Source organism: Hymenobacter sp. 15J16-1T3B (assembly GCF_020711235.1).
GTDB lineage: Bacteria > Bacteroidota > Bacteroidia > Cytophagales > Hymenobacteraceae > Solirubrum.
The window spans coordinates 383,218-404,807 of the sequence record NZ_JAJFAV010000002.1 but is presented as its reverse complement, the minus strand read 5'-3'; the positions used below and the strand labels follow the sequence as shown (position 1 = coordinate 404,807).

Annotated in this window: 17 protein-coding genes; 12 read left to right on the top strand and 5 right to left on the bottom strand. The window is 65.7% G+C overall.

Going from position 1 to position 21,590, the window contains the following annotated elements; translation table 11 throughout:
• Positions 1–92: 92 nt before the first annotated feature.
• A complete protein-coding gene (locus tag LJ737_RS05050; protein WP_227763448.1) occupies positions 93–521 on the top strand; it encodes a hypothetical protein in 429 nt (142 codons plus the stop codon).
• Positions 522–618: 97 nt separating this feature from the next.
• Here LJ737_RS05050 and LJ737_RS05045 read toward each other — a convergent pair whose 3' ends face one another.
• Complete coding sequence (locus LJ737_RS05045; RefSeq protein ID WP_227763446.1) at positions 619–2,358, bottom strand: T9SS type A sorting domain-containing protein; 1,740 nt, start codon at positions 2,356–2,358, stop codon at positions 619–621.
• A gap of 262 nt (positions 2,359–2,620) precedes the next feature.
• Between LJ737_RS05045 and LJ737_RS05040 the strand changes: the two genes are divergently transcribed.
• Together LJ737_RS05040 and LJ737_RS05035 are read left to right on the top strand one after the other, a co-directional pair.
• A complete protein-coding gene (locus LJ737_RS05040) occupies positions 2,621–3,802 on the top strand; it encodes a hypothetical protein (protein WP_227763444.1) in 1,182 nt (393 codons plus the stop codon).
• A gap of 134 nt (positions 3,803–3,936) precedes the next feature.
• A complete protein-coding gene (locus LJ737_RS05035; protein WP_227763442.1) occupies positions 3,937–5,133 on the top strand; it encodes an MFS transporter in 1,197 nt (398 codons plus the stop codon).
• 89 nt (positions 5,134–5,222) lie between these two features.
• On the opposite strand, the gene LJ737_RS05030 is transcribed toward LJ737_RS05035, so the two are convergent.
• Positions 5,223–5,873 (bottom strand): T-complex 10 C-terminal domain-containing protein, encoded by a 651-nt coding sequence (locus LJ737_RS05030; protein ID WP_227763440.1) that lies wholly within the window; start codon positions 5,871–5,873, stop codon positions 5,223–5,225.
• Between the two features lie 368 nt (positions 5,874–6,241).
• A complete protein-coding gene (locus LJ737_RS05025) occupies positions 6,242–7,699 on the bottom strand; it encodes a pectate lyase family protein (protein WP_227763439.1) in 1,458 nt (485 codons plus the stop codon).
• A gap of 181 nt (positions 7,700–7,880) precedes the next feature.
• Between LJ737_RS05025 and LJ737_RS05020 the strand changes: the two genes are divergently transcribed.
• Positions 7,881–8,384: a GNAT family N-acetyltransferase gene (locus LJ737_RS05020; protein WP_227763438.1), complete on the top strand. Its 504-nt coding sequence runs from the start codon at positions 7,881–7,883 to the stop codon at positions 8,382–8,384.
• Positions 8,385–8,565: 181 nt separating this feature from the next.
• Here the strand turns inward: LJ737_RS05020 and LJ737_RS05015 are convergent, their stop codons facing one another.
• Together LJ737_RS05015 and LJ737_RS05010 are read right to left on the bottom strand one after the other, a co-directional pair.
• Complete coding sequence (locus LJ737_RS05015) at positions 8,566–9,429, bottom strand: SDR family oxidoreductase (RefSeq protein ID WP_227763437.1); 864 nt, start codon at positions 9,427–9,429, stop codon at positions 8,566–8,568.
• Between the two features lie 187 nt (positions 9,430–9,616).
• A complete protein-coding gene (locus LJ737_RS05010) occupies positions 9,617–10,873 on the bottom strand; it encodes a S41 family peptidase (protein WP_227763435.1) in 1,257 nt (418 codons plus the stop codon).
• A 164-nt stretch (positions 10,874–11,037) separates the two neighbouring features.
• On the opposite strand from LJ737_RS05010, the gene LJ737_RS05005 reads away from it, so the two are divergent.
• The 8 genes from LJ737_RS05005 to LJ737_RS04970 all read left to right on the top strand — a co-directional run bounded on the left by LJ737_RS05005 (position 11,038) and on the right by LJ737_RS04970 (position 21,582).
• On the top strand, positions 11,038–12,378 hold the full coding sequence (locus tag LJ737_RS05005; protein WP_227763433.1) for an alpha/beta hydrolase family protein: 1,341 nt from the start codon (positions 11,038–11,040) through the stop codon (positions 12,376–12,378).
• 167 nt (positions 12,379–12,545) lie between these two features.
• Positions 12,546–13,220 carry a head GIN domain-containing protein gene (locus LJ737_RS05000; RefSeq protein WP_227763431.1) on the top strand — a complete coding sequence of 225 codons (675 nt, stop codon included), beginning with the start codon at positions 12,546–12,548 and terminating at the stop codon, positions 13,218–13,220.
• A 298-nt stretch (positions 13,221–13,518) separates the two neighbouring features.
• Entirely contained in the window at positions 13,519–15,156 is a 1,638-nt protein-coding gene (locus LJ737_RS04995; protein WP_227763429.1) for a hypothetical protein, read from the top strand.
• 130 nt (positions 15,157–15,286) lie between these two features.
• Positions 15,287–16,549 (top strand): porin family protein, encoded by a 1,263-nt coding sequence (locus LJ737_RS04990; RefSeq protein WP_227763428.1) that lies wholly within the window; start codon positions 15,287–15,289, stop codon positions 16,547–16,549.
• 10 nt (positions 16,550–16,559) lie between these two features.
• Positions 16,560–17,153, top strand: coding sequence for a pseudouridine synthase (locus LJ737_RS04985; RefSeq protein WP_227763427.1), 594 nt, complete (start codon positions 16,560–16,562; stop codon positions 17,151–17,153).
• Between the two features lie 361 nt (positions 17,154–17,514).
• Positions 17,515–19,023: a TPM domain-containing protein gene (locus tag LJ737_RS04980; protein ID WP_227763426.1), complete on the top strand. Its 1,509-nt coding sequence runs from the start codon at positions 17,515–17,517 to the stop codon at positions 19,021–19,023.
• Between the two features lie 70 nt (positions 19,024–19,093).
• Positions 19,094–19,633: a GNAT family N-acetyltransferase gene (locus LJ737_RS04975; protein WP_227763425.1), complete on the top strand. Its 540-nt coding sequence runs from the start codon at positions 19,094–19,096 to the stop codon at positions 19,631–19,633.
• Positions 19,634–19,812: 179 nt separating this feature from the next.
• Entirely contained in the window at positions 19,813–21,582 is a 1,770-nt protein-coding gene (locus LJ737_RS04970; RefSeq protein ID WP_227763423.1) for a T9SS type A sorting domain-containing protein, read from the top strand.
• The last annotated feature ends 8 nt before the right edge of the window (positions 21,583–21,590 follow it).

The following is a 21,590-nucleotide window of genomic DNA, read 5'->3' as shown; positions in this document are numbered from 1 at the left end:
GAACTTGGTTTCGAGCCCGGCTGCGCAGACGTTATTCTTACCGCTTTTCGCCGCCGCTGCCTGGGTGCCGCGCCGGCTTTGCTTGCTACTGCATGAGCCCACTGCTACCCGACCGGGAAACGGTTTTCTTTCGCAACGCCGCCGGCAGTGTTGTGTTTCACTCGACCGGCTACGTAGAGCTGGCCTGGGGCCCCGGCCGCCTCGGGCTCGACGAGTTGCAGGCGTTCTACGAGCAAGCCCTGACGCTGCTGAAGAGCACCGACTCGGGCAAGATTCTCTCTTCACACGGCCAGCGCCAGCCCTTGTCGGCGGCGGCCCAGCAGTGGCTTACCGGCGACTGGATTCCGCGGGCCATCCGGCAAGGCGGCTTCCGCTACTGCGCCATCGTGGAGGGCCAGGACCCGGTGCACCGCCTTTCCACCCAGGGCGTGGTGGCCGCTTCGCCCGTTGGCGTCGAGTTCAAGCGCTTTCAGCACCGCGCCGACGCCGAAGCTTGGCTCGGCAGCCAGCGCGCCCGGTAAGAGCCCGGGCCGCCTAGCCGTTGTGTGGCTTCCTAACGCCAAACGCCCCGCTGGAACCGGTTCCAGCGGGGCGTTTGACTTGCAGCCAAGAGGCAGGTTAGCGCTTCACGATTTTCGTGGTCAAGCTCAGCTGCTCGTCGGCGAAGCGGACGAGGTAGTTGCCGGCGGGCAGGCCGGCCAGCGGCAGGCGCGTTTCGGTGCGGCCGCTGGCGGCGGCGTAGCTGGCCACCACCTGCCCGTTGAAGCCGTACACCGTCACGCGGGCGGCGCGGCTGGCCAGCGGGTGCTGCAGCGTGAGCTGCTCGGTGGCGGGGTTGGGGTAGGCTTGCAGAGCTACGGCGGTCTTCTGCCCGTCCTTGGTGCCCATCACCACGGCGGCAATGCCGTTGAGGTAGTTTTCCAGGTTGGTGTAGCCGCCCGCCCCGATGGCCTGGCGGTCGGCCGCGTCATTGGGGTTCAGGCCGTTTTGCACTTCCCAGGCGTCGGGCATGCCGTCGTGGTCGTTGTCGGCGGGAGCGGTGCCGCAGGTGAGCACCGGCCAGGCGCTCTGCGAGGTGCTGTAGGGCGTGCCGTGGGCGTAGCCGCCCTGCACGTCAATGATGCGGCCGGTGCGGTTGATGACGTTGTTGATGATGCGCTGGTCGAGCGTGTCGCGCTGCGGGAGCACGCAGCCCACGTTCTGCAGCACGGCCGCGTAAGCTTCCTGGGCCGTTTGCGTCGGAATGGGAATCAGCGGAAAGGGCGTGGTCACGCGGGCCAGGGCGGTGTCGGCGGCCGTGCCCCCGTTCATCAGCGCGCCCAGCCAGTTGCGGTTGGTGACGCTGGCGCTGCCATCGACGTAGTTGCCGGTGAAGTAGTACTTGCCGTAGGGCAGCACCGGCGCAGACGTCTGCTTGTAGGGGTTCAGGATGCGGAACCGGGCGCTGCTGCTCGTGCTCGGGCCGTACTTGTAGTAGTTGTTGACGACGTTGTAGTTGGCGCCTTCACCCCCGTACACGTTGTTGGAGCCCCAGTTGTAGAGCACGTTGTTGCGGAAGTCGCAGTTTTCCCAGTTCACTTGGTTCACGTAGCGGCTGCCGTTGAAGCGCGGGGTGCGGCTCAGGCAGTGGGCAAACAGGTTGTGGTGAAACGAGGCGTGCTGCCCGCCCCAGATGCCGCCGTAGCCGTGCCGCTCGTAGTCGGTGTCGCCGGTTTCGAAGTGGTAGGAGTAGTTCAGCGGCTCACTGATGAGGTTCCACTGCAGGGTGGTCGAGTCGCCGCTGTACACGGTGAAGGCCTCGTCGTCCGACCAGCTCATGGTGCAGTGGTCCACCACGATGTTCTTGTAGCCGGTGCCGCTGAGCGCGTCGCCGTCGCCGGAGCCGTTGATGGGGTTGCCGCTGGCGTCGACCAGCTTCTGAAACCGGTCGCCGAGGCGGAAGCGCAGGAAGCGGATGATGAGGTTGTTGGCGCTGATGCTCACCGGGTAGTCGGCCAGACAGATGCCTTGCCCGGGCGCGGTCTGGCCGGCCAGGGTGGTGTTGGCCTTGTTCAGGCTCAGGCGGGAGGTCAGGTGAATGGTGCCGCACACCCGAAACACGATGGTGCGCGCGGCGGCCGTCTGGGTGAGGGCGTAGCGCAGGGTGCCCGGCGTGGTGGCCGCCCCGGCGGCGTCGGAAAGCGACGTGACTTCGAAAACGGTGGTGGGCGCCGTGGCTTTGCCGCGGCCGCCGGTGGTGAACTTGCCGGCGCCCTCGGCGCCGGGGAAGGCCACTTGTTGGGCGCGCAGGGCGGGGGCCGTCAGCAGCAGCGCCGCGGCAGCCGCGCCGCGCAGCAGCAGGGTAGAAAGTCGGGTCATGCGGTGGGGGATGCAGGAAAAAAAAGACTGCCCGGCCAAAAAGCCGCGGCGGGTATCGGTGGCGTCGACACGCTTAAATACAAGCTAATACTACCACCGCGAGGCCCCGGAAAGCGGTTTGTTTGGGGCTTTTATTTGCGCAAACGATGTCGGGAACGTTGCCGGGGCAGCCGGCGCCGCAGCGCTGCAGAACCCCTGTGCGACGCTGGCTGAACTTGCGGCCGCCGCCGCCGCGTTAGGCAGAAACCGCCCCTTCCTCGCCGTGTTGCTCGCTTCCCGAATTCTTCATTTTCTGCAATTAGTCACGCGCGGAGGCCCGGCTTGGTTGCGCCGGCGCCGCCCGGCCCGGCTAGCCCTGCTGCTCGTCGCCCTGCCGGTGCTGGCCCAGCCCGGCCGCCCCGGTCCGCCGCCCGCCCCTACCCTAACCCTGCAGGCCGTGCCCGCGGCCATCACGCCCACGCAGTTCTACGTCGCGGCAGTGCTCGACGCGCGCCCGGAGCGCCACGCCGTGGCTGCCATGCTGCCGCGGCCCGCGCAGCCAGGTGGCCCCGCGCCCGCCCCCGAAGCCGTGGACCTGCAGGGCGGCGGCCTGGCAGCCATCTGCGAGTTTGTGGCCCGCAGCGTGCCGCGCGCGGCGGGCCTGCGGCCGGTCACGGTGCGGCTACGCGAGTGCCGCCTGCAGGAAACGCCCGGGGCGCCGGGCTGGGCCACCGGCAAGCTGACCCTGGCCCTGAGCTTCGAGTGGCTGCGCAACGGCCGCACCATTGCGCTGACGACCTACACCGGCGCGGCGCGCTACCAGCGGCCGCTCACCAGCGCCTACGCCGCGGCCGAGCCGGCGCTGCGGCAAGCCCTGGTGGCCGCGCTGCAGTACTTCGACGGCTGGATGAACCGCGAAGCCGCCGCCAACGCCAAGCTGGCCCTGCGCCTGCAGGTGCACCCGAGCAATTCCCCGTTTCGGCACGAGGCCGACACGCTGTTTTACTCGCCGGCGCACCCGCTTTCCTACCCCGACTTCCTGGCCGTGCCGCGCCCGCGCAACGGGGCGGTGGGCGCGGTGTTTCCCAGCTTTGCCTACACGGCCCAGGCCCAGGCGCTGAACGGCGTGCTGCACCTGCACCTGCAAACCAAGGTGTTCGTGGTGCGCACCAATTCTTGGCTGCTGCCCTCGGCCCACGACGCGTACTCGCTCAACCACGAGCAGCGGCACTTCGACCTGGTGCAGCTGGTGGCCGAGCGCTTCAAGCGCAAAGTGACGCCCGACAGCCTCACGCTCGACAACTACGACGCCCGCATGCAGTTTCAGTTTCTGCAGTCGTGGCGCGAGATGAACCAGCTGCAGGACCAGTACGACGCTGAAACCAGCCACGGGCAGAACCAAGCAGCCCAGCAACGCTGGAATGAGCGCATCGAAGCCGAGCTGCGCCGCTACGGCGTGAAGTAGCGCGCCACCGGTACGGTCATCCTCATCTGGCGTACGCAGCGCGAACCGAAGGTCGGCTGCCAGATGAGGATGACGGGCTGAAGGACGCGCTTCGCCGTCGGCGGCCTTCCTACCTTTGCCAGCCGCCTCTACTTATGAACACTACAACGACGGATTCGGCCGCGGCGACGCGGGCGCGGGTGGCGGTGACGCTGTTTTTCCTGGTGTCGGGCTTCGGGTTTTCCACCTGGGCTTCGCGCATTCCCACCATTCAGCAGCGGCTGCACCTGAGCGAAGCCGCTTTGGGCTCGGTGCTGCTGGCCCTGCCGGCGGGGCTGATGCTGACCTTGCCCGTTACGGGCCTGCTGCTGCAGCGCTTCAGCTCCCGGCAGATCATGCTGGTGGGCGCGGTGCTCTACAACGCGGCCTTGGCCCTGCTGGGCTTCGCGGCGCACACCTGGCAGCTGGTGGTGCTACTGTTTTGCTTCGGCTCCTCGCGCAACCTGCTCAACATTGCCGTCAACGCCCAATCGGTGGGCGTGCAGGCCCTGTACCCGCGCTCCATCATTGCCACGTTTCACGGGGTGTGGAGCGTGGCCGGCTTCGCGGCGGCGGCCGTGGGCGCGGGCCTGGTAGCCCTGCACGTGGCGCCGGGCTACCACTTTCTCGGCGTGGCGGTGCTGCTGACGGGCCTAGCGCTGGCCTTCTTTCCGGGTACCCTGCCACTGCGGCCCAACACCGGCGGCCCGGCCCGGCCCGGCTTTGCCTGGCCCGATAAAACGCTGCTCAAGTTCGGCGTCATGGCGTTTACCTCCATGGCCTGCGAGGGCACCATGTACGACTGGAGCGCCATCTACTTCGCCAAGGCCGCGCACGCGCCGGTGGGCACGGTGGGCTTTGCCGTGTACATGGTGGCCATGACGACGGGCCGCTTCGTGGGCGACACGCTGGCCAGCCGCTTCGGGGTGCCCGCGCTGCTGCGCGGCAGCGGGCTGCTGATGACGGGCGGGCTGCTGCTGGCCGCCGCCGTGCCGGTGCCGCTGGTGGCGGCGGCGGGCTTTGCGCTGGTGGGCCTGGGCGTGGCTTGCGTGGTGCCGCTGGTGTTCGGCATGGCCGGGCGCTCGGCCACGCTCAGCGGCGGCCCGGCCATTGCGGCCGTATCCACGGTGGGCTACTTCGGCTTTCTGGTGGTGCCGCCGCTGGTGGGTTTCGTGGCCGAAGCCGCCAACCTGCGCTGGGCCTTCGCGCTGATGGCCGGCCTGGGCTTGGTGCTCTACGCGCTGGTCAGCCGCCTGCGGGCCGAAGAGGGCGCGGTGGCGCCGGCACCGGCCGAAGTAACGCTGTTGGACTAGCGCGCCGCGGTGCAAGGGCCCAACAATGCCGCGCCCCGGCTTCCAGCAGGAAGTCGGGGCGCGGTGATTGTGCGGGGAAAGGGCGCGGACTAGTCTTTGATTTTCACCTGCCCGTCGTCGGCGTCGCGCTTCACTTTGGTGCCGTCGGCGTACTCCACTTTCCGGTCACCGTCCTTGTCAATTTTCACCGTGGTGCCGTTCGAGTAGACGATTTTCACTTCGCCGCCCTTGTTTTCATACTTCACGATGCGCGGCCCGCGGCGGCGCGGCCGGCGGGTGGTTTCGGTGGTCGTGGTGGTCGTCACGGTCGTGCCGTCGCCGTAGTAGCGGCTGCGGTTGGTTTCGTAGGTGCGGTACTTCGCGTCGTCGTTCACGATGGTGCGCACTTCCGTGTCGGTGTCGGTATTGATCTGGCGCACAGTGGCGGTGCGGCCGGCCGTGTCGGTGGCGTCGTCCAGGTCGCCGAGGCGCTGGGCGCGGGTGTAATAAGTGGTGCGCAGGCGGCGCACGCGGGCCGTGTCGCTCTGGTAGCCGAGGTCAGCGGCCACCTGGTCGGCGGTGCGGTAGGCCTGGTCCTGGTAGATGGTGGTATCGGCGTCGGTGGCGTCGTTGTTTACCACCACGGCGGTATCGGCCGAGGGCGTAGTGGCCGCGTCGACGGCGGCGGGTTTGTCTTGGTTGCAGGCGGTGGTCAGCGCAAGGCCGGCCGCCGCGGCAAGCAACAGAATGTTGCGTTTCATGGTCGTGGAGGTCAGAGGGGGAACTGCACATAGCCGGGTGGCTATGTTGGGCGTTAGGTACGCGGCGGCTACGGTCGGGGTTGCCGGGGGCCGGCCGAGGGCAGCCGGAAGTAGCTGTCATCCTCACCTGGCTTACGCCCAAGCGAAGGGCCTTCATCGAGCCCCGCACCGCCGCTGCCGATGAAGTACTGACGCTTGTAGCTGTTGCCGCGTCAAGCGTAACGGAACCTGACCGTAAACGAGAAGCGCAGCCACCGAACCCGGACGAGGGGCGTTGGTGGCTGCGCTGTTCAGTTGGTGCAGGGTGCGAGGAAGGTCCTTCGGCTGCGCCGTACGCCAGATGAAGGATGACGGGCAGTTCCGCCGCCTTACTGCGCGGCTAGCTCGTTCAGGTATGCTTCCAGCATGGTATAGCCGTCGGCGCCCAGCTTGGCGCGGTCGGCCGCGTCCTGAGGGTTGAGCTTGTGCTTTTTCTCCCAAGCGTCGGGCATGCCGTCGTGGTCGGCGTCGGCGGGGGCTTCGCCGGCTTTCAGCACCGGCCAGGCTTGCTTCGACACCTCGTAGGGCGTGCCGTGCGGGTAGCCGCCCTGCACGTCGATGAGCTTGCCGCTGCGCTTGCGCACTTCCTGCACCACGCGCTCATCCAGCGCGTCGCGGTGGGGGCGCGCGGCGCCGGCGCTGCGCAGCACGGCCTCGTAGGCCTGTTGGGCCGTTTCGGCCGTCACCGGCCCCAGATTCAGGGCTTTGTCGGCGCGGGCCAGGGCTTTGTCGCCCCCGCCCTGCAGGTCCACGCCCTTCCAGTTGTCGGCGGTTCGCTCGGGCGAGCCGTCGATGTAGTTGCCGGCCACGTAGTACTTGCCGAAGGGCAGGGTTTCCGACTTGTAGGGGTTCAGCACCCGGTAGCGCACCGATTCCTTGGTGCTCGGGCCGTACTTGTAGTAGTTGTGCACCACGTTGTAGTTGCCGCCTTCGCCGCCGTACACGTTATTTTCGCCCCAGTCGTAGAACACGTTGTTGCGCAGCTCGCAGTTTTCCCAACCGTTCTGCTTGGCCTGCCGGCTGCCGTTGAAGCGCGGGGTGCGCGAGTTGCAGTGGGCCAGCAGGTTGTGGTGAAACGAAGCGTGCTGCCCGCCCCAGATGCCGCCGTAGCCGTGGTGTTCGAAATCCTTGTCGCCCGCTTCAAAGTGGTAGGAGTAGTTCAGCGGCTCGGTGATGAGGTTCCACTGCAGCGTGAGCGAGTCGCCGTTGTAGAAGCTGAACACCTCGTCGGTGCTCCAGCTGGCCGAGCAGTGGTCGATGATGATATTTTTCCGGCCGAAGCCCCCGCCGAAGGCATCGTCGCCGCCCGCTCCGTCAACCTGGCCCTGGTTCTGGTTTTTGTCGCCCATGCGGCAGCGAATAAAGCGCACGATGACGTTGTTGGCCTTCACGCTCACCGGGTAATCGGCCAGGCAGATACCGTCGCCGGGTGCGGTCTGGCCGGCCAGGGTCGTGTTGTCCTTGCTGATGGCCAGCGGCGCGGTGAGGTGAATGGTGCCCGCCACCCGAAACACCACCGTGCGCGCCGCGGCCGGAGCCGTGAGGGCGTGGCGCAGCGAGCCGGGCTGGTTGTCGTCGTTGAGGGTGGTGACTTCAAACACCGTGGTGGGTGCGGCGGCCGAGCCCCGGCCGCCGCGGGTGAAGCGGCCGGCGCCCTCGGCACCCGGGAAGGCCAGCTGCTGGGCAGCGGCCGGCGCGGCGGGCGCCAGCAGGGCCAGCGCGGCGCCGACGGTCAGGAAACGCGCCGCCGACGGGGCGCGAAACAACGAAAATTGGTGGTGTTGCAAGGGAAAAGAACGAGAGTGGGAAGCAGAGGCGGCCGGCTGCTTGTCCGGGCGCTTGGACCTGAATATTATCGAAATACCCTGCCAAAGCGCGAGCGGCCCCAAGCGTTTATTTGCGCAATCGATGTCGGCAACGTTGCCACCTCGCCGGCCGCCCACCGATTTGCGTTTCTTCGCCGCCCCTATGAGCCTCGCCGACGCCTTCCGCACCCTGCCCGAGCTGCGCACCGCCGCGCTTCACCTGCGCGCCCTCACCCCCGCCGACCTCGACGCGGTCTGGCCCATCACATTCTACGGTGGTCGGCCCGCCGCCACGCCCGCTGAGGCCCGGGGGATGCTGGCCCAGATCGAGCAGGACTACCGGGACCAGAAGCTGCTGCACTGGGCCCTTGCGCTGGCCGCCACCGGCGAACTAGTGGGCACGGCTGGCTTCTACCGCGGCTTCGCCGACCGTACAGGCGAAATCGGCTACGTGCTGCTGCCTGCCTACCGCGGCCGGGGCCTGATGACCGAGGCCGTGCAAGCCCTCTGCGCCCTCGGCTTCGGGCAGCTCGGCCTGCGCCAAATCGTGGCGTACACCGATACGGCTAACGCCGCTTCGCAACAGGTACTGCTGCGGGCTGGCTTCGCGCGGGCAGGCACCAAGGACGAATGGCTGCGCTACCTTCTGCAACCCGAGCAGCCCTGACACGCCGACGCCGCGGCAGCCTGGCCCAGCCAAGCTGCCGCGGCGTCGATGCGGGGTCATTTCAGAACAATTGGAGTGACGCAACCTTGCGTCTCGTCGGCCGCGCCGAGCGGAATCGTTCGGCAGTCAATCGTTCAACGACGAGACGCAAGGTTGCGTCTCTAGAGCCGGGTCAACTGCCCTAGGCGTTGACCACGGCGCCGCCGTTGGGGTGCAGGGTCTGGCCGGTGAAGTAGGAGCCGTCTTCAGAGGCGAGGAACACGTAGGCCGGGGCCACTTCGGAGGGCTGACCGGCGCGGCCCATGTTGGAGTCGCGGCCGAAGGTGGCCACCTTCAGGGCGCTGGCGGTGCTGGGGATGAAGGGCGTCCAGATCGGGCCCGGCGCCACCGAGTTGACGCGGATTTTCTTGTCGGCCAGCTGCAGGGCCAGGGAGCGGGTGAAGGCCGTGATGGCACCCTTGGTGGAGCTGTAGTCGATGAGCTGCTCGTTGCCGCGGAAGGCGTTGACCGACGAGGTATTGATGATGTTGTCGCCCTCGCCCATGTGCTCCAGGGCGGCGCGCGTCACGCGGAAAAACGAGAGGATGTTGACTTGAAACACCGATTCCAGCTCTTCGTCGGGCACCTCCTGCAGCGAGTCGTGCCAGTGCTGCTCGGCGGCGTTGTTCACGAGCACGTTCAGCTTGCCCAGCTCCTGCACGGTACGCGCCACGATTTCGCGGCAGAAAGCGGCGTCGCGCAGGTCGCCGGGCAGCAGCAGGCAGCGGCGGCCGTGGCCGGTGACCAGCTCGTGCACTTTCTCGGCGTCTTCCTGCTCCTCGGGCATGTAGCTGATGGCCACGTCGGCGCCCTCGCGGGCAAAGTGCACGGCCACGGCCCGGCCGATGCCGGAGTCGCCGCCGGTGATGAGGGCCACTTTGTCGAGCAGCTTGTCGGCGCCTTTGTAGTTGGGGCGGATGTATTCGGGCTGGGGCGTCATCTCGCTTTCCAGCCCGGGCTGGTGGTCCTGGTGCTGGGGCGGAAACATCGTGGGCTTATCAGACATAAGGCAATGCATTGGTTGTGAGCTATTGCCTAACGACCGGCCCGCAACCGGGGTTATGGTCGGCGTTATCAGGCAGCAGACAGGTAGATGAATAAATGGCTTGCGGGAGGCTGGTCTAACCAGCCCGTCGTCCTGAGCAGAGCGAACCGGAAGACGGGCTTTTTACCCGCGCATTCACTTACCCACGCTACTTCAGCAGCTGCAGGGCCTTATCCAGCGCCGCGTCGGTGGGCGGGGCAGCGGGCGGCACCAGCACTTTGGGCACGTAAGCTTCGCGCGGGGTGCCGTTGACGTGGTAAAGCTTTTCGGCGGGCAAGCTGAAGCCGATGCCGGAATTGGGCAGGCGGTAGAAGTAGATGGCGCCGTAGAGCCGGGCCAGCTCGGTGCCCACCACCGTCACCTGCGGCAGCGCGTCGAAACCGATGGCGAGGCCCTCGCCCATGCTGCCCGTCCAGCGGCCGGCCAGCACCACCACCCGGCCGGGGTAGCGGCGGCCGCGCGGGCTCACCAGCTCCGTCCACTTGCGCTTCACGCCGGAAGCCCGCTCCTCGCCCACCAGTTCGTGCTGTTGGTAGTACTGCTCGCGGCTCACGAAGCGGCTCAGAATGGCCCGGGCCACGGTGGTGTTGCCGCCGCTGGGCGTGTCGCGCAGGTCGAGCACCAGGGCGCGGGTGTCGAGCAGCGCGTCGAGGGTGCTGTCGAAAGCCGCTATGAGGTCGTTGTCGCCGAGGCTGTTGTGGAGGCGGATGTAGCCGGTGCGGCCGTAGCGGCGGCTCTCGAGGCGGCGCGGGTAGCTGATGTGTTCCAGCAGCGGGCGGGGCTGGTCGGGGCGCACCTCACGCTCGGCTCCGCCCTGGCGCAGCTGCCAGCGCCGCTCGGCGTTGTGGCGGCCGGCCAGCAGCACGTTCAGGGCGTAGGTGCGGGCGGCCGGGTCGGGCGTTTTCAGACAGGCGGGCAGAAACGCGCGGGCGGCCTCGGCCACCGGCACGCCGTCGACGGCCACGATTTCGGTGCCCGGCTGCACGCCCACCAGCGCCGCGCCGAAGCCCGGGCGCACGTCGCGCACCACCGCGCGGGCGCCGTCCCACTCGGCGTACACGTCGCTGCCGGAGGGCACGAGGCGGGGCGAGTCGGGGCGGTTGGTGCCGAGGGTGGCGTGGTTGTCGTAGAGCTCGGCCAGCATGGTTTCGAGCAGGCGCACCTGGGCCGCGCGCGAGCGAAGCGTGTCGGCCTGGGGCAGGTAGCGGGCGCGCACCCGCTCCCAGTCGGTTTGCTTCTGGTCGAAGTAGGCGTAGTCGTCGTGGACGGTCTGCCAGAAAAACGTCAGGTCTTCGCGGTACTGGGCCGGGGCCAGCGCGGGCTGGCTGCGCGCGGGGGCCTGGGCGGGCGCGGCCAGCGGCAGGGCCAGCAGCCCGGCGGCGAGTAAGGGCTTGAGCAAGTTCATGGCAACCTGGAGCAACGACGAGCCGCAACCTACGCGTTGCCGGGCGGCTTTGCCACCGCCGGGCCCGGGCATCACCCAAAGATGTGATGCCCCGCCCTGCAACGCGCCCGCCGCGCGGGTATCTATTCGACCAGTTTCCAGCACCTCTGCCCCTCCGATTCCTGATGCGAACCTGCCTCCTCGTACTTCTTCTGGTCCTGACCATGCTCGGCGTCGCCGCCCCGAAAGCCGCCGCACAGGAGCTGCCGCGCCGGCCCTTCGTGGGCATCGACCTGCGCGCCCTCAACGACAGCCTGCAGCAGCGCTACCGCTTGCCCGACCAGAACGGTGTCCTGGTGCTCGGCGTGCGGCCGGGCTCGTCGGCGGAAGCAGCCGGGCTGCGGGCCGGCGACGTGGTGCGGCGGGTCGATAACACCGTGCTGGGCCCGGAGCTGGGGCCGTTTCTGGCCTTGCTGAAGCAACACCGCGCCGGCGACCGGGCCACGTTCACCATCCTGCGCAACGGTCGGCAGCTGCGCAAGCCGCTCGTCTTCCGGCCGCTGCCGCCCGAGCAGAGCCCGCTGTACGACGCCACGTACTCGGCCGTGCATTTCGGGCCGAACCGCTTGCGCACCATCGTCACGCGGCCGCGCGGGGCCACGGGCAAAGTGCCGCTGGTACTCTTCATCCAGGGCGTGGGCTGCTTTTCCATCGACAACCCGCTCAGCCGCAATGAGCCTACCCGCCGCATCATCGACTCCCTCTCGCGCCGCGGCTACGCCACCCTGCGCGTCGACAAGACCGGCATGGGCGACAGTCAGGGCACGCCTTGCTTGCAGTCGGATTTGCACAGCGAAGCCGGCGGCTACAAGGCCGCGCTGGCCGCCGCCCGGCAGCTCGACTTCGTGGACGGGCAGCGCGTGTTCATCACCGGCTTCAGCATCGGCGGGGTGCTGGCGCCGCTGGTGGCCGCGGGCGAAAACGTGCGCGGCATCGTGGTATTCGGCACCGTCAGCCGCACCTTCATCGAATACCTGCTCGAAAACAAGCGCAACCAAAGCCAGCTGGCCGGCCTGCCCGCCGACTCGCTCAACGCCCTGATGCAAACCTACGCGGCCGCCCTGCACCTGCTGCTGACCGAGCGGCAGACGCCCGAGCAGGTGCTCACGCGCTACCCGGCGGCGCGCGGGTTGCTGCGGTTTCCGCAGCACTACACCTACATGCAGCAGTGGCAAGCGCTGAACCTGCCCCGGGCCTGGCAACAGCTCGACACCGACGTGCTGGCCCTGCGCGGCGCCGCCGACTACATTTCCTACAGCGTCGACCACCAGCTCATTGCCGACGTGGTCAACCGGGCCCACCCCGGCCGGGCCCGCTTCGTGCTGCTGCCCGAGGTCGACCACCACTTCAACCACGCCCGCGACATGGCGGAAGCCATGCGCCTGGACGAGCAAGCCAACCCGCCGCTGAACTTCGAGTTCATGACGGTTATCCTGCGCTGGCTCGACGAGCGGCGGAACGTGTAGGGGTGGGATTGGTCGTGCCTTGCCAGGTGGCTGTCTGATGAGCCGGACGTTGCAAAGCTCTTGTTCCCCATGGGCCCTAAACGAAAAAACTTAAGCGGCCAGGCAACGCCCCGCCGGCCGCCGCCATCTACCGCCCCAAACACCCCACCGTAACCCTTTTCCAAGCTATGAAACGTCTCTTCTCCCTCCGCGCCGCCGCTCTCACCGCCACGTTTATTGGGGCTTCGGCCCTGGCCGCGCTGGCCCAAGACGCCAGCGCCCAGCTGCGCCCCGTCGGCTCCTTCGAGCAGGTGCGCGCCAGCGGCGCCGTCAACGTAGTGCTGCGCCAGGGCCCGGCCGAAGTGAAAGTAGAAGCCACGCCCGAGGTGCTGGCCAAGGTGCGCACCGAGGTGGAAGGCAACACGCTGAAGATTTACCGCGAGAAAACCAGCGGCCTGAACTGGGGCAAGGGCGAAAAGGTGACCGTGTACGTGACCAGCCCGCGCCTGTCGGGCGTCGAGGTCAGCGGCGCCAGCAACCTGAAGGGTGCCTCGCCGATTTCGGCCGAACAGTTTAGCATCAAGGCCAGCGGCGCCAGCGACGTAACCCTGCAACTGACCGCCCAGCAGCTCACCGCCCACGCCAGCGGTGCCAGTGACATCCGCCTCACCGGCCGCGTGGAGCGCCAGCAGGTGCACGTGAGCGGCGCCAGCGACTACCGCGCCTACGAGCTGCAAAGCCAGCAGGCCCAGGTAGAGGCCTCCGGCGCCAGCGACGCCTTCGTGTACGTCGACGGGGAAATAAGCTCGCACAGCTCCGGCGCCAGCGACGTGCACTACAAGGGCAAAGCGCGGCAGCGGTAGCAACAGCGGGTCATTCCATCCCGTCATGTCGAGCTTGTCGAGGCCTCTCGCAGGATAATAAGCTGCTCGTTGAGCTTACCAGCTCTCATCAGCACGCGAGAGGCCTCGGCTGCGTTTGACAGGACCGCCTGAAACCCCTGCCCATCCCAGCCAAGCATGGCCGCGGCTGAAGCTCCACAAGGGAGTTTCAGCCGCGGCGGCGTTTAAGGCCGGATCCGACGCGCACCGCGGGCCGGCCGCATACGCCCGCGCGGTGGCCGGACGTTTCGTAGCTTCCCGCCTTAGCTCCGTCCTGCCCGTGCGCGCATTTCTACTTCTGCTTATCAGTGCCCTGTGGCTGGGCGCGGGTGCGGCCCGCGCCCAGCAGCCCACGCCTACCCGCGTCATCGAAGCGCTGTACGACCAGCTCAGCGCCTTTCAGGTGCGGCGCTACCAGCCCGACAGCGGCTACCAGCTGCTCACGCTGCCTTCCACCTTTTCGGGGCCCGAGCTGGCCGCCCTGCGCCTGCGCGAGCGGCAGCTGGTGCGCGTCGACCTGGTGTACTCGGCCTACCGCTTCGACCCCAAGTTCAGCCAGCGCCAGCTCAACATCGACCGCCTGCGCAACCTCGATGAGCGGCTGCCCGGCCTGCTGATGGACCCGGCCATTACCTGGAACCTCATCGAGCAAACCGGCTGCAAGACCCCGGACGAGTGCCAGGAGTACTTCCACGGCTTCGTGCTCTACATCGAAAAGCGCTACACCAAGGCCGACGCCAAGGCCGAAATCGGCCGGCTCACGGCCCGGCTCAACGCCACCGAGAAGAAGATTGAGCGCATCCGGGCCGTGCGCAAGTCGCCGGGCAAGCCCCTGGCCTGCGGCTACCCCCACGTGGAGGACAAGCTGCGCAAGCTCACCAAGCGCATCAAAAAGGCCTACGACTGCACCCAGAAAGACCGGCGGCCGCGCACCGTCACGTTTCAGGCTGAAGTCAGCCGCCAGGGCAAGGTGCTGAGCGTGCGCCTGCCCGCCGTCGACTCGGCCGGGGCCGCCGCGCCGCCCTGCCCCGCGGAGCTGACGGGCGCCATTGCCGAGGGCCTGGCCTTCACCGACGGCTTTTTGCTGGGCAAGCAGCGCCTGCCCTTCACCATGACGGGCCGCCTCACCTTGCCGCTGCGCCCGCAGCAGGGCTTTAAGGTGACAGGCTACTACCTGGCCGACTCGCTCATGCGCCGGTACCGCGTGAAGCTGCTGCGCGACGGGTGCCAGGCCCGGCAGCTGCGGCCCGGCGACGCCACCGAGGAAGACCCCATCCCCAACCCCGACCCCAACGTGGTGACGCGGGTGCTGGAGCGCCACCCCGACTGGCAAAAGCAAGTGGTGGTGGCCGACGTGACCGGCAGCATGTACCCCTACACCGCCGACCTGCTCATCTGGCTGCAGCTAGCCGCCGCGGGCCCCGAAAAGACCTTCGTATTCTTCAACGACGGCGACGATTTGCCCGACAAGCAGAAGCGCCTGGGCCAGACCGGCGGCCTCTATGACGTGCGCAGCAGCGACTACGCCCGCATCAAGCAGCGCGTCATCGAGGCCATGAGCGCGGGCGGCGGCGGCGACGCGCCCGAAAACGACGCTGAGGCCCTGCTGCGCGCCCACCAGCTGGCCCCCGAGGCGCAGGACATTATCCTGGTGGCCGACAACCACACGTTCCCGCGCGACACCAAGCTGCTGGAAGGCACCAAGCTGCCGGTCAAAATCATCCTTTGCGGCGTCACCGACCACATCAACCCCAAGTACCTGGCCCTGGCCCGCCGCTACGGCTACAGCCTGCACACGCTCGACACGGACCTCAGCAAGCTGAGCGAACTGCCTGACAACCAGATTACCATCATCGAAGGCGTGCGCTACCAAACCACGCCCGGCGGCTTTCGGCGCGTGAGCGGACGAGCCGAATAATCACAAATGATGTAATAATATTTGCCATTTGTGTTATATATTTGCCAACCTGATTAGCGCCGCAAGCTCGGCGCAGGTGGCATTCCGGGGCTTTATCCGGATTTCATTCCCCGTCTATTTTTCGTTGTCGATGCAACACGCTTACCGCCTTACGGCGCTGCTCCTGCTGAGCGGCGCGGCCAGCCTTACGGCCCAGGCCCAAACCAACTTCCAGCCCGGCTACGTGCTCAGCCTGAGCGGCGACACGCTGCGCGGCAGCATCAACTTCCGCGACTGGGACCAAAACCCCAAGACGGTGGAGTTTCGCCCCGCCAGCGGGACCAGCCGCACCTACCACACGGGCGGCATCCGCGGCTTCGGGGTGGCCGGGGAGCAGTACACCAGCGCCTCGGTGCAGGTCGATGCCTCGCCGCATCAAGTGCAGAATTTGCCTTCGTCGCCCGCATTTTACGCCCGCCAGGACTCCATTTTCCTCCGCACCCTGGTGGCGGGGCCCAAGAGCCTGTATTACTACAAGGACCGCAACAGCAAGGAGCATTTCTTTATCCGGCAGCGCGAACAGTTCGAACTGCTGATTTACAAGCAGTACCTGCAGGCCAAGTCCATCGTGGCCAACAAGGGCTACATCGGACAGTTGCAGCTGTACCTGGCCGACTGCCCCACCCTGGCGCCGCGCCTGCGCGGCGCAGCCTACACCCAGCAAAGCCTGACCGACGTGTTTTCGGCCTACTACACCTGCGTAGGCCAGAAGCCGCAGGCCGCTTCGCAGCAGCGCGCCAATCCGACCCACGTTTACTTCGGCGTAGTGGCCGGGCTGAGCTCGACGGCCCTGCACACCGAAGCATCGGACTTGCCGTTTTCGCCCAACGAAGTGCTGGACTTCGAGCGTTCGGTGCGCCCAGCCGGCGGCCTCTCGGCCGACATCGTGCTGCCCCGCAACCTCAAGCGCCTCTCGCTGTACACCGAACTGCTGTACAGCGCCTTCAAGGCGGAGAAAACGCTCACCCAGACTTCCGCACCGGAGGCCTACGTCAGCAACCACATTACCCTGAACTACAGCTACCTCAAGCTCAACGTGATGATGCGCTACCAGTTTCCGCTGGGTCCGAACGGCGGCTTGTTTGCCAACGCCGGGCTGGGCGCCGGGCAGGCCATCAAAGCGGAACATTCGCGCGAAGTGCACCAGCACTATTATTCCCGCGACGAAACCACTTATTTCGCCGCGTTCGGGAGCGAGCAGAAGCTGGAAGAATCGGTCCTGGCCGGCGTGGGCGGCCGCTACCAGCGCCTTAGCGGCGAGTTGCGCTTCGAGGGCGGCACGGGCATGCTCAACGGCATCTACCAGACCAGCAACACCAAGCGGCTGTACTTCCTGCTGGGGTACCGTTTCTAACCCGGCCGGCATGCACTCCGCTGCGCACCGGCACTTCGTGCTGCACAAACCCTTCGGCTACCTCAGCCAGTTTGTAAGTCAGGACGCCCGGGAAGCCCGCAAAAAGCGCTTTTTGGGCGAACTGCACGACTTCCCGGCCGGCACCATGGCCGTCGGCCGCCTCGACGAAGACAGCGAAGGGCTGCTGCTGCTCACCACCGACGGCCGGGTGAGCGAGCAGATCCGCAACGGCGGCGTGGAGAAGGAGTACTACGCCCAGGTGGACGGGCTGATAACGGCCGAGGCCGTGGCGCAGCTGCAGCTGGGCGTGGAAATCGGGCTGCGCGAGGTGAAATACCAGACCAACGACTGCCGGGCCCGCCGCCTCGACGCGGCCCCGGCGCTGCCGCCCCGGGCCCGCCCCATCCGCGACGAGCGGCACGGCCCCACCAGCTGGGTATCGATTACGCTGACGGAGGGCAAGTTTCGGCAGGTGCGCAAGATGACGGCGGCCGTGGGCTTCCCGACGCTGCGGCTGGTGCGCGTGCGCATTGGCGGGCTGTGGCTGGACGGGCTGGCGCCGGGCGAGGTGCGCGAGGTGGCGGATTTCGGGCTGCTGGGGTAGCCACTGGTTTCAGCGGGCGGCTTCCACTCGGCCGCAGGTGCCGCGCTGGTAGCGGCTGGACATCGGGCGGGCTAGCGGAGAATGTGCGCTAAGCCCGTACCGGCGCTGGCAGAGCATTCGAGGGCACCCAGTTCGATGCCGTGGCCCCAGAGGCGCAAGGCGTGCTCGGCGGTGCGCACTGGTGACTTTCAGCCGGTTCCATCCCTCAGTAGCGGCGGCCGTCAGCGGTAGTAGTACTCGATGTGACACGGGCACGATAACCGAGTAGATGCCGCGCATCACGTAACCTGCGCTGCTCAGGCCGCAAAGATGGAGGGCGCGGCCAGCGTTTATCTTGCCGCCGTTACCGTCCGCTTCCCGTATGCCGCGTCCTTGCTCCTTCCCCGCGCAGTGGCTGTTGCTGCTGGGCCTGCTGCTGCGTCTTTCCGCGCTGGCCCAATCCCCCGACGATTACCTCACGCGCATTCCCGACCCCAAGCGGCTGGGCGAAACCTACGTGAGCAACCCCGACGCGGTGCTCAGCCCGGCCACCGTGCAGGACCTGAATGCGACCCTGCAGGCCCTGGACCAGAGCGGCCGCGCCCACATCGACGTGGTGGTGGCCAGCAGCATCGGGGCGGCCGTGCCCAAAGTGGCGGCCACCGCGCTTTTTAACCGCTGGAAAATCGGCGACAAGACCAAGGACAACGGCTTGCTCATGCTGCTGGTGATGGACCAGCGGCGCATCGAGTTTGAAACCGGCTACGGGTTGGAAGCCGACCTGCCGGACGTCATCTGCTACCGCATTCAGCAGCAGTACATGGTGCCCGCCCTGCGCGCCGGTCAACCGAACGAAGCCGTGCGCCAGGGCGTGGCGGCGGTTATTCGTCAGCTCAGCACCGGTCAGTTCGCCCAGGCCGGCGCCGACTCGTTGGCGGCTTCATACGGCGCTGCCGGCGCCGAAACGAACGTTTTATTGCCCTTGGCAGAGGAAGGCAACGCGCCAGCCTACAAAGAGAATATCTTCTTCATTGTTGCTGGGGTGGTAGCAGTGCTGGGAATGCTGCTGCTGTATTCGGTATTGTGGTACTATACCGCCCAGGGCAGCACGCGGCATTACTGGGCTATTTTGGCGCTGCTGGTGCCGTTTGGGCTAGGCCTGACGCTGCTGCTAGTCGACGATGCGGCTTGGGGGGCCGCCCTGCTGCTGGGCCTGGGGTACGTGCTGCCCTGGCTCTACACGCTCTGGTATCTGCGCGGGGTGGAGGCCCGCCGGCGTGGGGAATGGGCGGCGCTGCCGCGCCACCAGCAGTACCAGCAGCTGCAGCAGGCCCACCACGGGCTGGGCTTCACGGCGTGGCTATTTGCCTTGCCGCTGGCCTGGTACTGGCCCCGGCACCGCCGCCGCATGACGCAGCTGCGCGAGGCGCCCTACGCCTGCCCAACCTGCGGGCAGCCCATGCGCCGCCTCAGCGAAACCGACGATGACGGCCTGCTGCACGCGGGCGAACGGGTGGAGGAACGAATCAAGTCCGTCGACTACGACGTGTGGCGCTGCGACGCCTGCCAGCACACGCTCAAGCTCGACTACCAGAACCTGAGCTCCGACGCCGAGCCGTGCCCGAAGTGCCACTTCCGCACCTTTCAGGACGCGGGCCGGCAGGTAGTACAGGCGGCCACTACCAGCTCCGCGGGCTGGGGCTGGCACCGCCACCGCTGCCGCCACTGCGCCCACGAAACCAAGGAGCGCTACGACATTGCGCGCATTTCGGAGTCGTCCAGCAGCTCGTCGGGCGGTTCCTCGTCGAGCAGCTCGTATTCGTCCGGCAGCTCCTCGTCATCGAGCAGCGGAGGCTCCTCGGGCGGGGGCGGCGCGGGCAGCAGCTGGTAAGCGCCGGGCTCGATGCGCGGCGGTGTCGCGGAAAGCTGCCTTCTTGCGGCCCGACCACCCCTTTGTGCATATGCCTCCTACCCTTTCCGTGCGCGAGCTACGCGCCGACGACATTCCGCGCATTGCCGATTACTGGCTGACCTCCTCCCCGGAACACCTCACCGGCATGGGCGTAGACCTGACCAAGATGCCCGACCGCGCCGGCTGGACGGCCATGCTCACCGCCTTGGTCGATACCCCGCTGGCGGAGCACCCCTCCTACTGCCTGATCTGGGAGGTCGACGGCCGGGCCGTGGGCCACTCCAACATCAACCAGATCCGGCCCGGCGAGCAGGCCTACATGCACCTGCACCTCTGGGACGCGCAGGTGCGCCGGCTGGGCTACGGCCGGCAGCTGGTGCGCCTCACGTTGCCGCGCTTTTTCGAGGCCTACCAGCTGCAACGCCTGTATTGCGAGCCGTACGCCCTCAATCCAGCGCCCAACCGCACCCTGGCCCAACTGGGCTTCCGCTTCGTGCGGGAGCACGTGTGCACGCCCGGCAGCCTCAACTTCGAGCAGCCGGTGAAGCTTTGGGAGCTGCGCCGCGAGGACTTGCCGGCACGGTTGTAGCAAGGCAATCCTACTTTCTTATTTGAAAAGCTACGCGGTGCGCGGTGTAACTGGTCTAATAGAAGCTACCACGGCCAAGCATGGCGGACAGGGATTAAAATATGAAGCCTAAATTCTTCAGCAGTAACTTTACTACTCTCAATATCAATTCAAATCACTTCACTCCTACGTGACTGAATATGCAACATTTTTTTCCTCCCTATCGACCGCAGTATAAATGGTTTGCATTGGTAGTCTCCTGCTGTTTGTGCTTGCTGACTAGCTCATCTGCCTACGCTCAAACTCCTTCGTGGAATTTGGTAATGGCCGCCAATCAGCCCAATGGCAGCTCATCTGTAGAAGGTATTACCACAGGACTTAACGGTGATGTGTACTTAACGGGTTGGTTCAGTGGCACCATTCAATGGGGCAACATTACCCTGACCAGCGCTGGAAATAATGATGTGTTTGTCGCTAAGTGGAATACCGCTCAGGGCAGCTTTACTTGGGTAAAGCAAGTTGGTGGTGCAGGTAGCGATAATGGTATTTCAGTAGCCGTATCCGGCACGAATCTGTACGTTACCGGTAGTTTTAGCAGCACCGTAAATTTTGATGGCGTTACTCTGACTACTACCGGTGCGTCAGACGGATTTGTCGCCAAGCTTTCAGATGCTGGCAGCAGCGCAAACTTTATTTGGGCGCAACATATCAATGGCGTGGGCCGGGATTTTACTTCTGATGTAGTTGTCAATGGCTCCAGTGTGTACGTAAGCGGACTTTTCTTCAGTCCTACTCTTTCCTTAGGCCCTATTAACATTGCCAACACCACTGCATCAGGTACTAGTTACGATACTTATGTAGCCAAGCTCACCGATGCAGGTAATAGTGCCAACTTTGTATGGGCGCAGCGCCTTGGCGGCCCGGGAGGGGAGTCTATCCAAGGATTAGCCGTAAGCGGCACGAGTGTGTATGTCGGAGGCGTATTCGATGACAATACCTTGGCAGTTGGGAGCGTAAACTTGACTAATGCTGGCGACCTGACCGCTCCCGTCGCCAGCACTGATGTGTTTGTAGCCAAGCTCACTGATGCTGGCAGCAGCGCAACATTTACGTGGGCTGTACGGGCAGGCGGTTCCTCGTTTGATTATCTGCAAGGGCTTGTCGCAAACGGCTCGAACATATATATAGTTGGCGACCTGATAAGCACACGAGCAGACTTTGGAACTACCATCATCGACAATACTGATCCTACCGGCCAGACCGAGGATATGTTCGTTGCTAAACTGACAGATACAGGAAGTACGGCTGGATTTGTATGGACTCAAAAAGCGGGCGGCCTGGGTTATGACTTTAGCTGGGCAGTAGCAGTAAGTGGCGCCAACGTATATGTAACCGGCGGATTTGACAGCGCTACCGCAACCTTCGGTAATCATTCTATTGCCACTACTAACACCTCGACCGGTTATGATATGTTCGTTACTAAGTTGACGGACTCAGGCAGCACTGGTACTTTCCAATGGGTTCAGCAAGCAGGTGGTGCAAGTAGTGACGATAGTCGTTCGATAGCCATATATGGTGCAACGGTATATATCGGCGGCTACGTTACGCCGGTAGCTTATTTTGGCAATCAAACGATTACCGGCAATAGAGTCGGTATTAGCTTTTTCGCTTCGCTCAATGATACGGGTGTGCTTAGCGACAAATCATATGATTTGTTAACCAGAACAGAAGTATACCCTAATCCTGCCCATTCACATACGCGAGTAATACTCCCGTCAATGCCCGGAATTTCTGAAGTCCTGCTTACATTAACTGATCCGCTGGGGAGAGTAATGCGCACTCAACGAGTGCCTCTACAGCCCACTGGCAGCTCAGTTGAGCTTTCTTTAGAAAATCTCAACTCCGGTATTTATTGTTTGCATGCTCAGGCTGGTAATCAGCGTGCCAACTTACGCCTTGTAGTAGAGTAAGCTTTTCG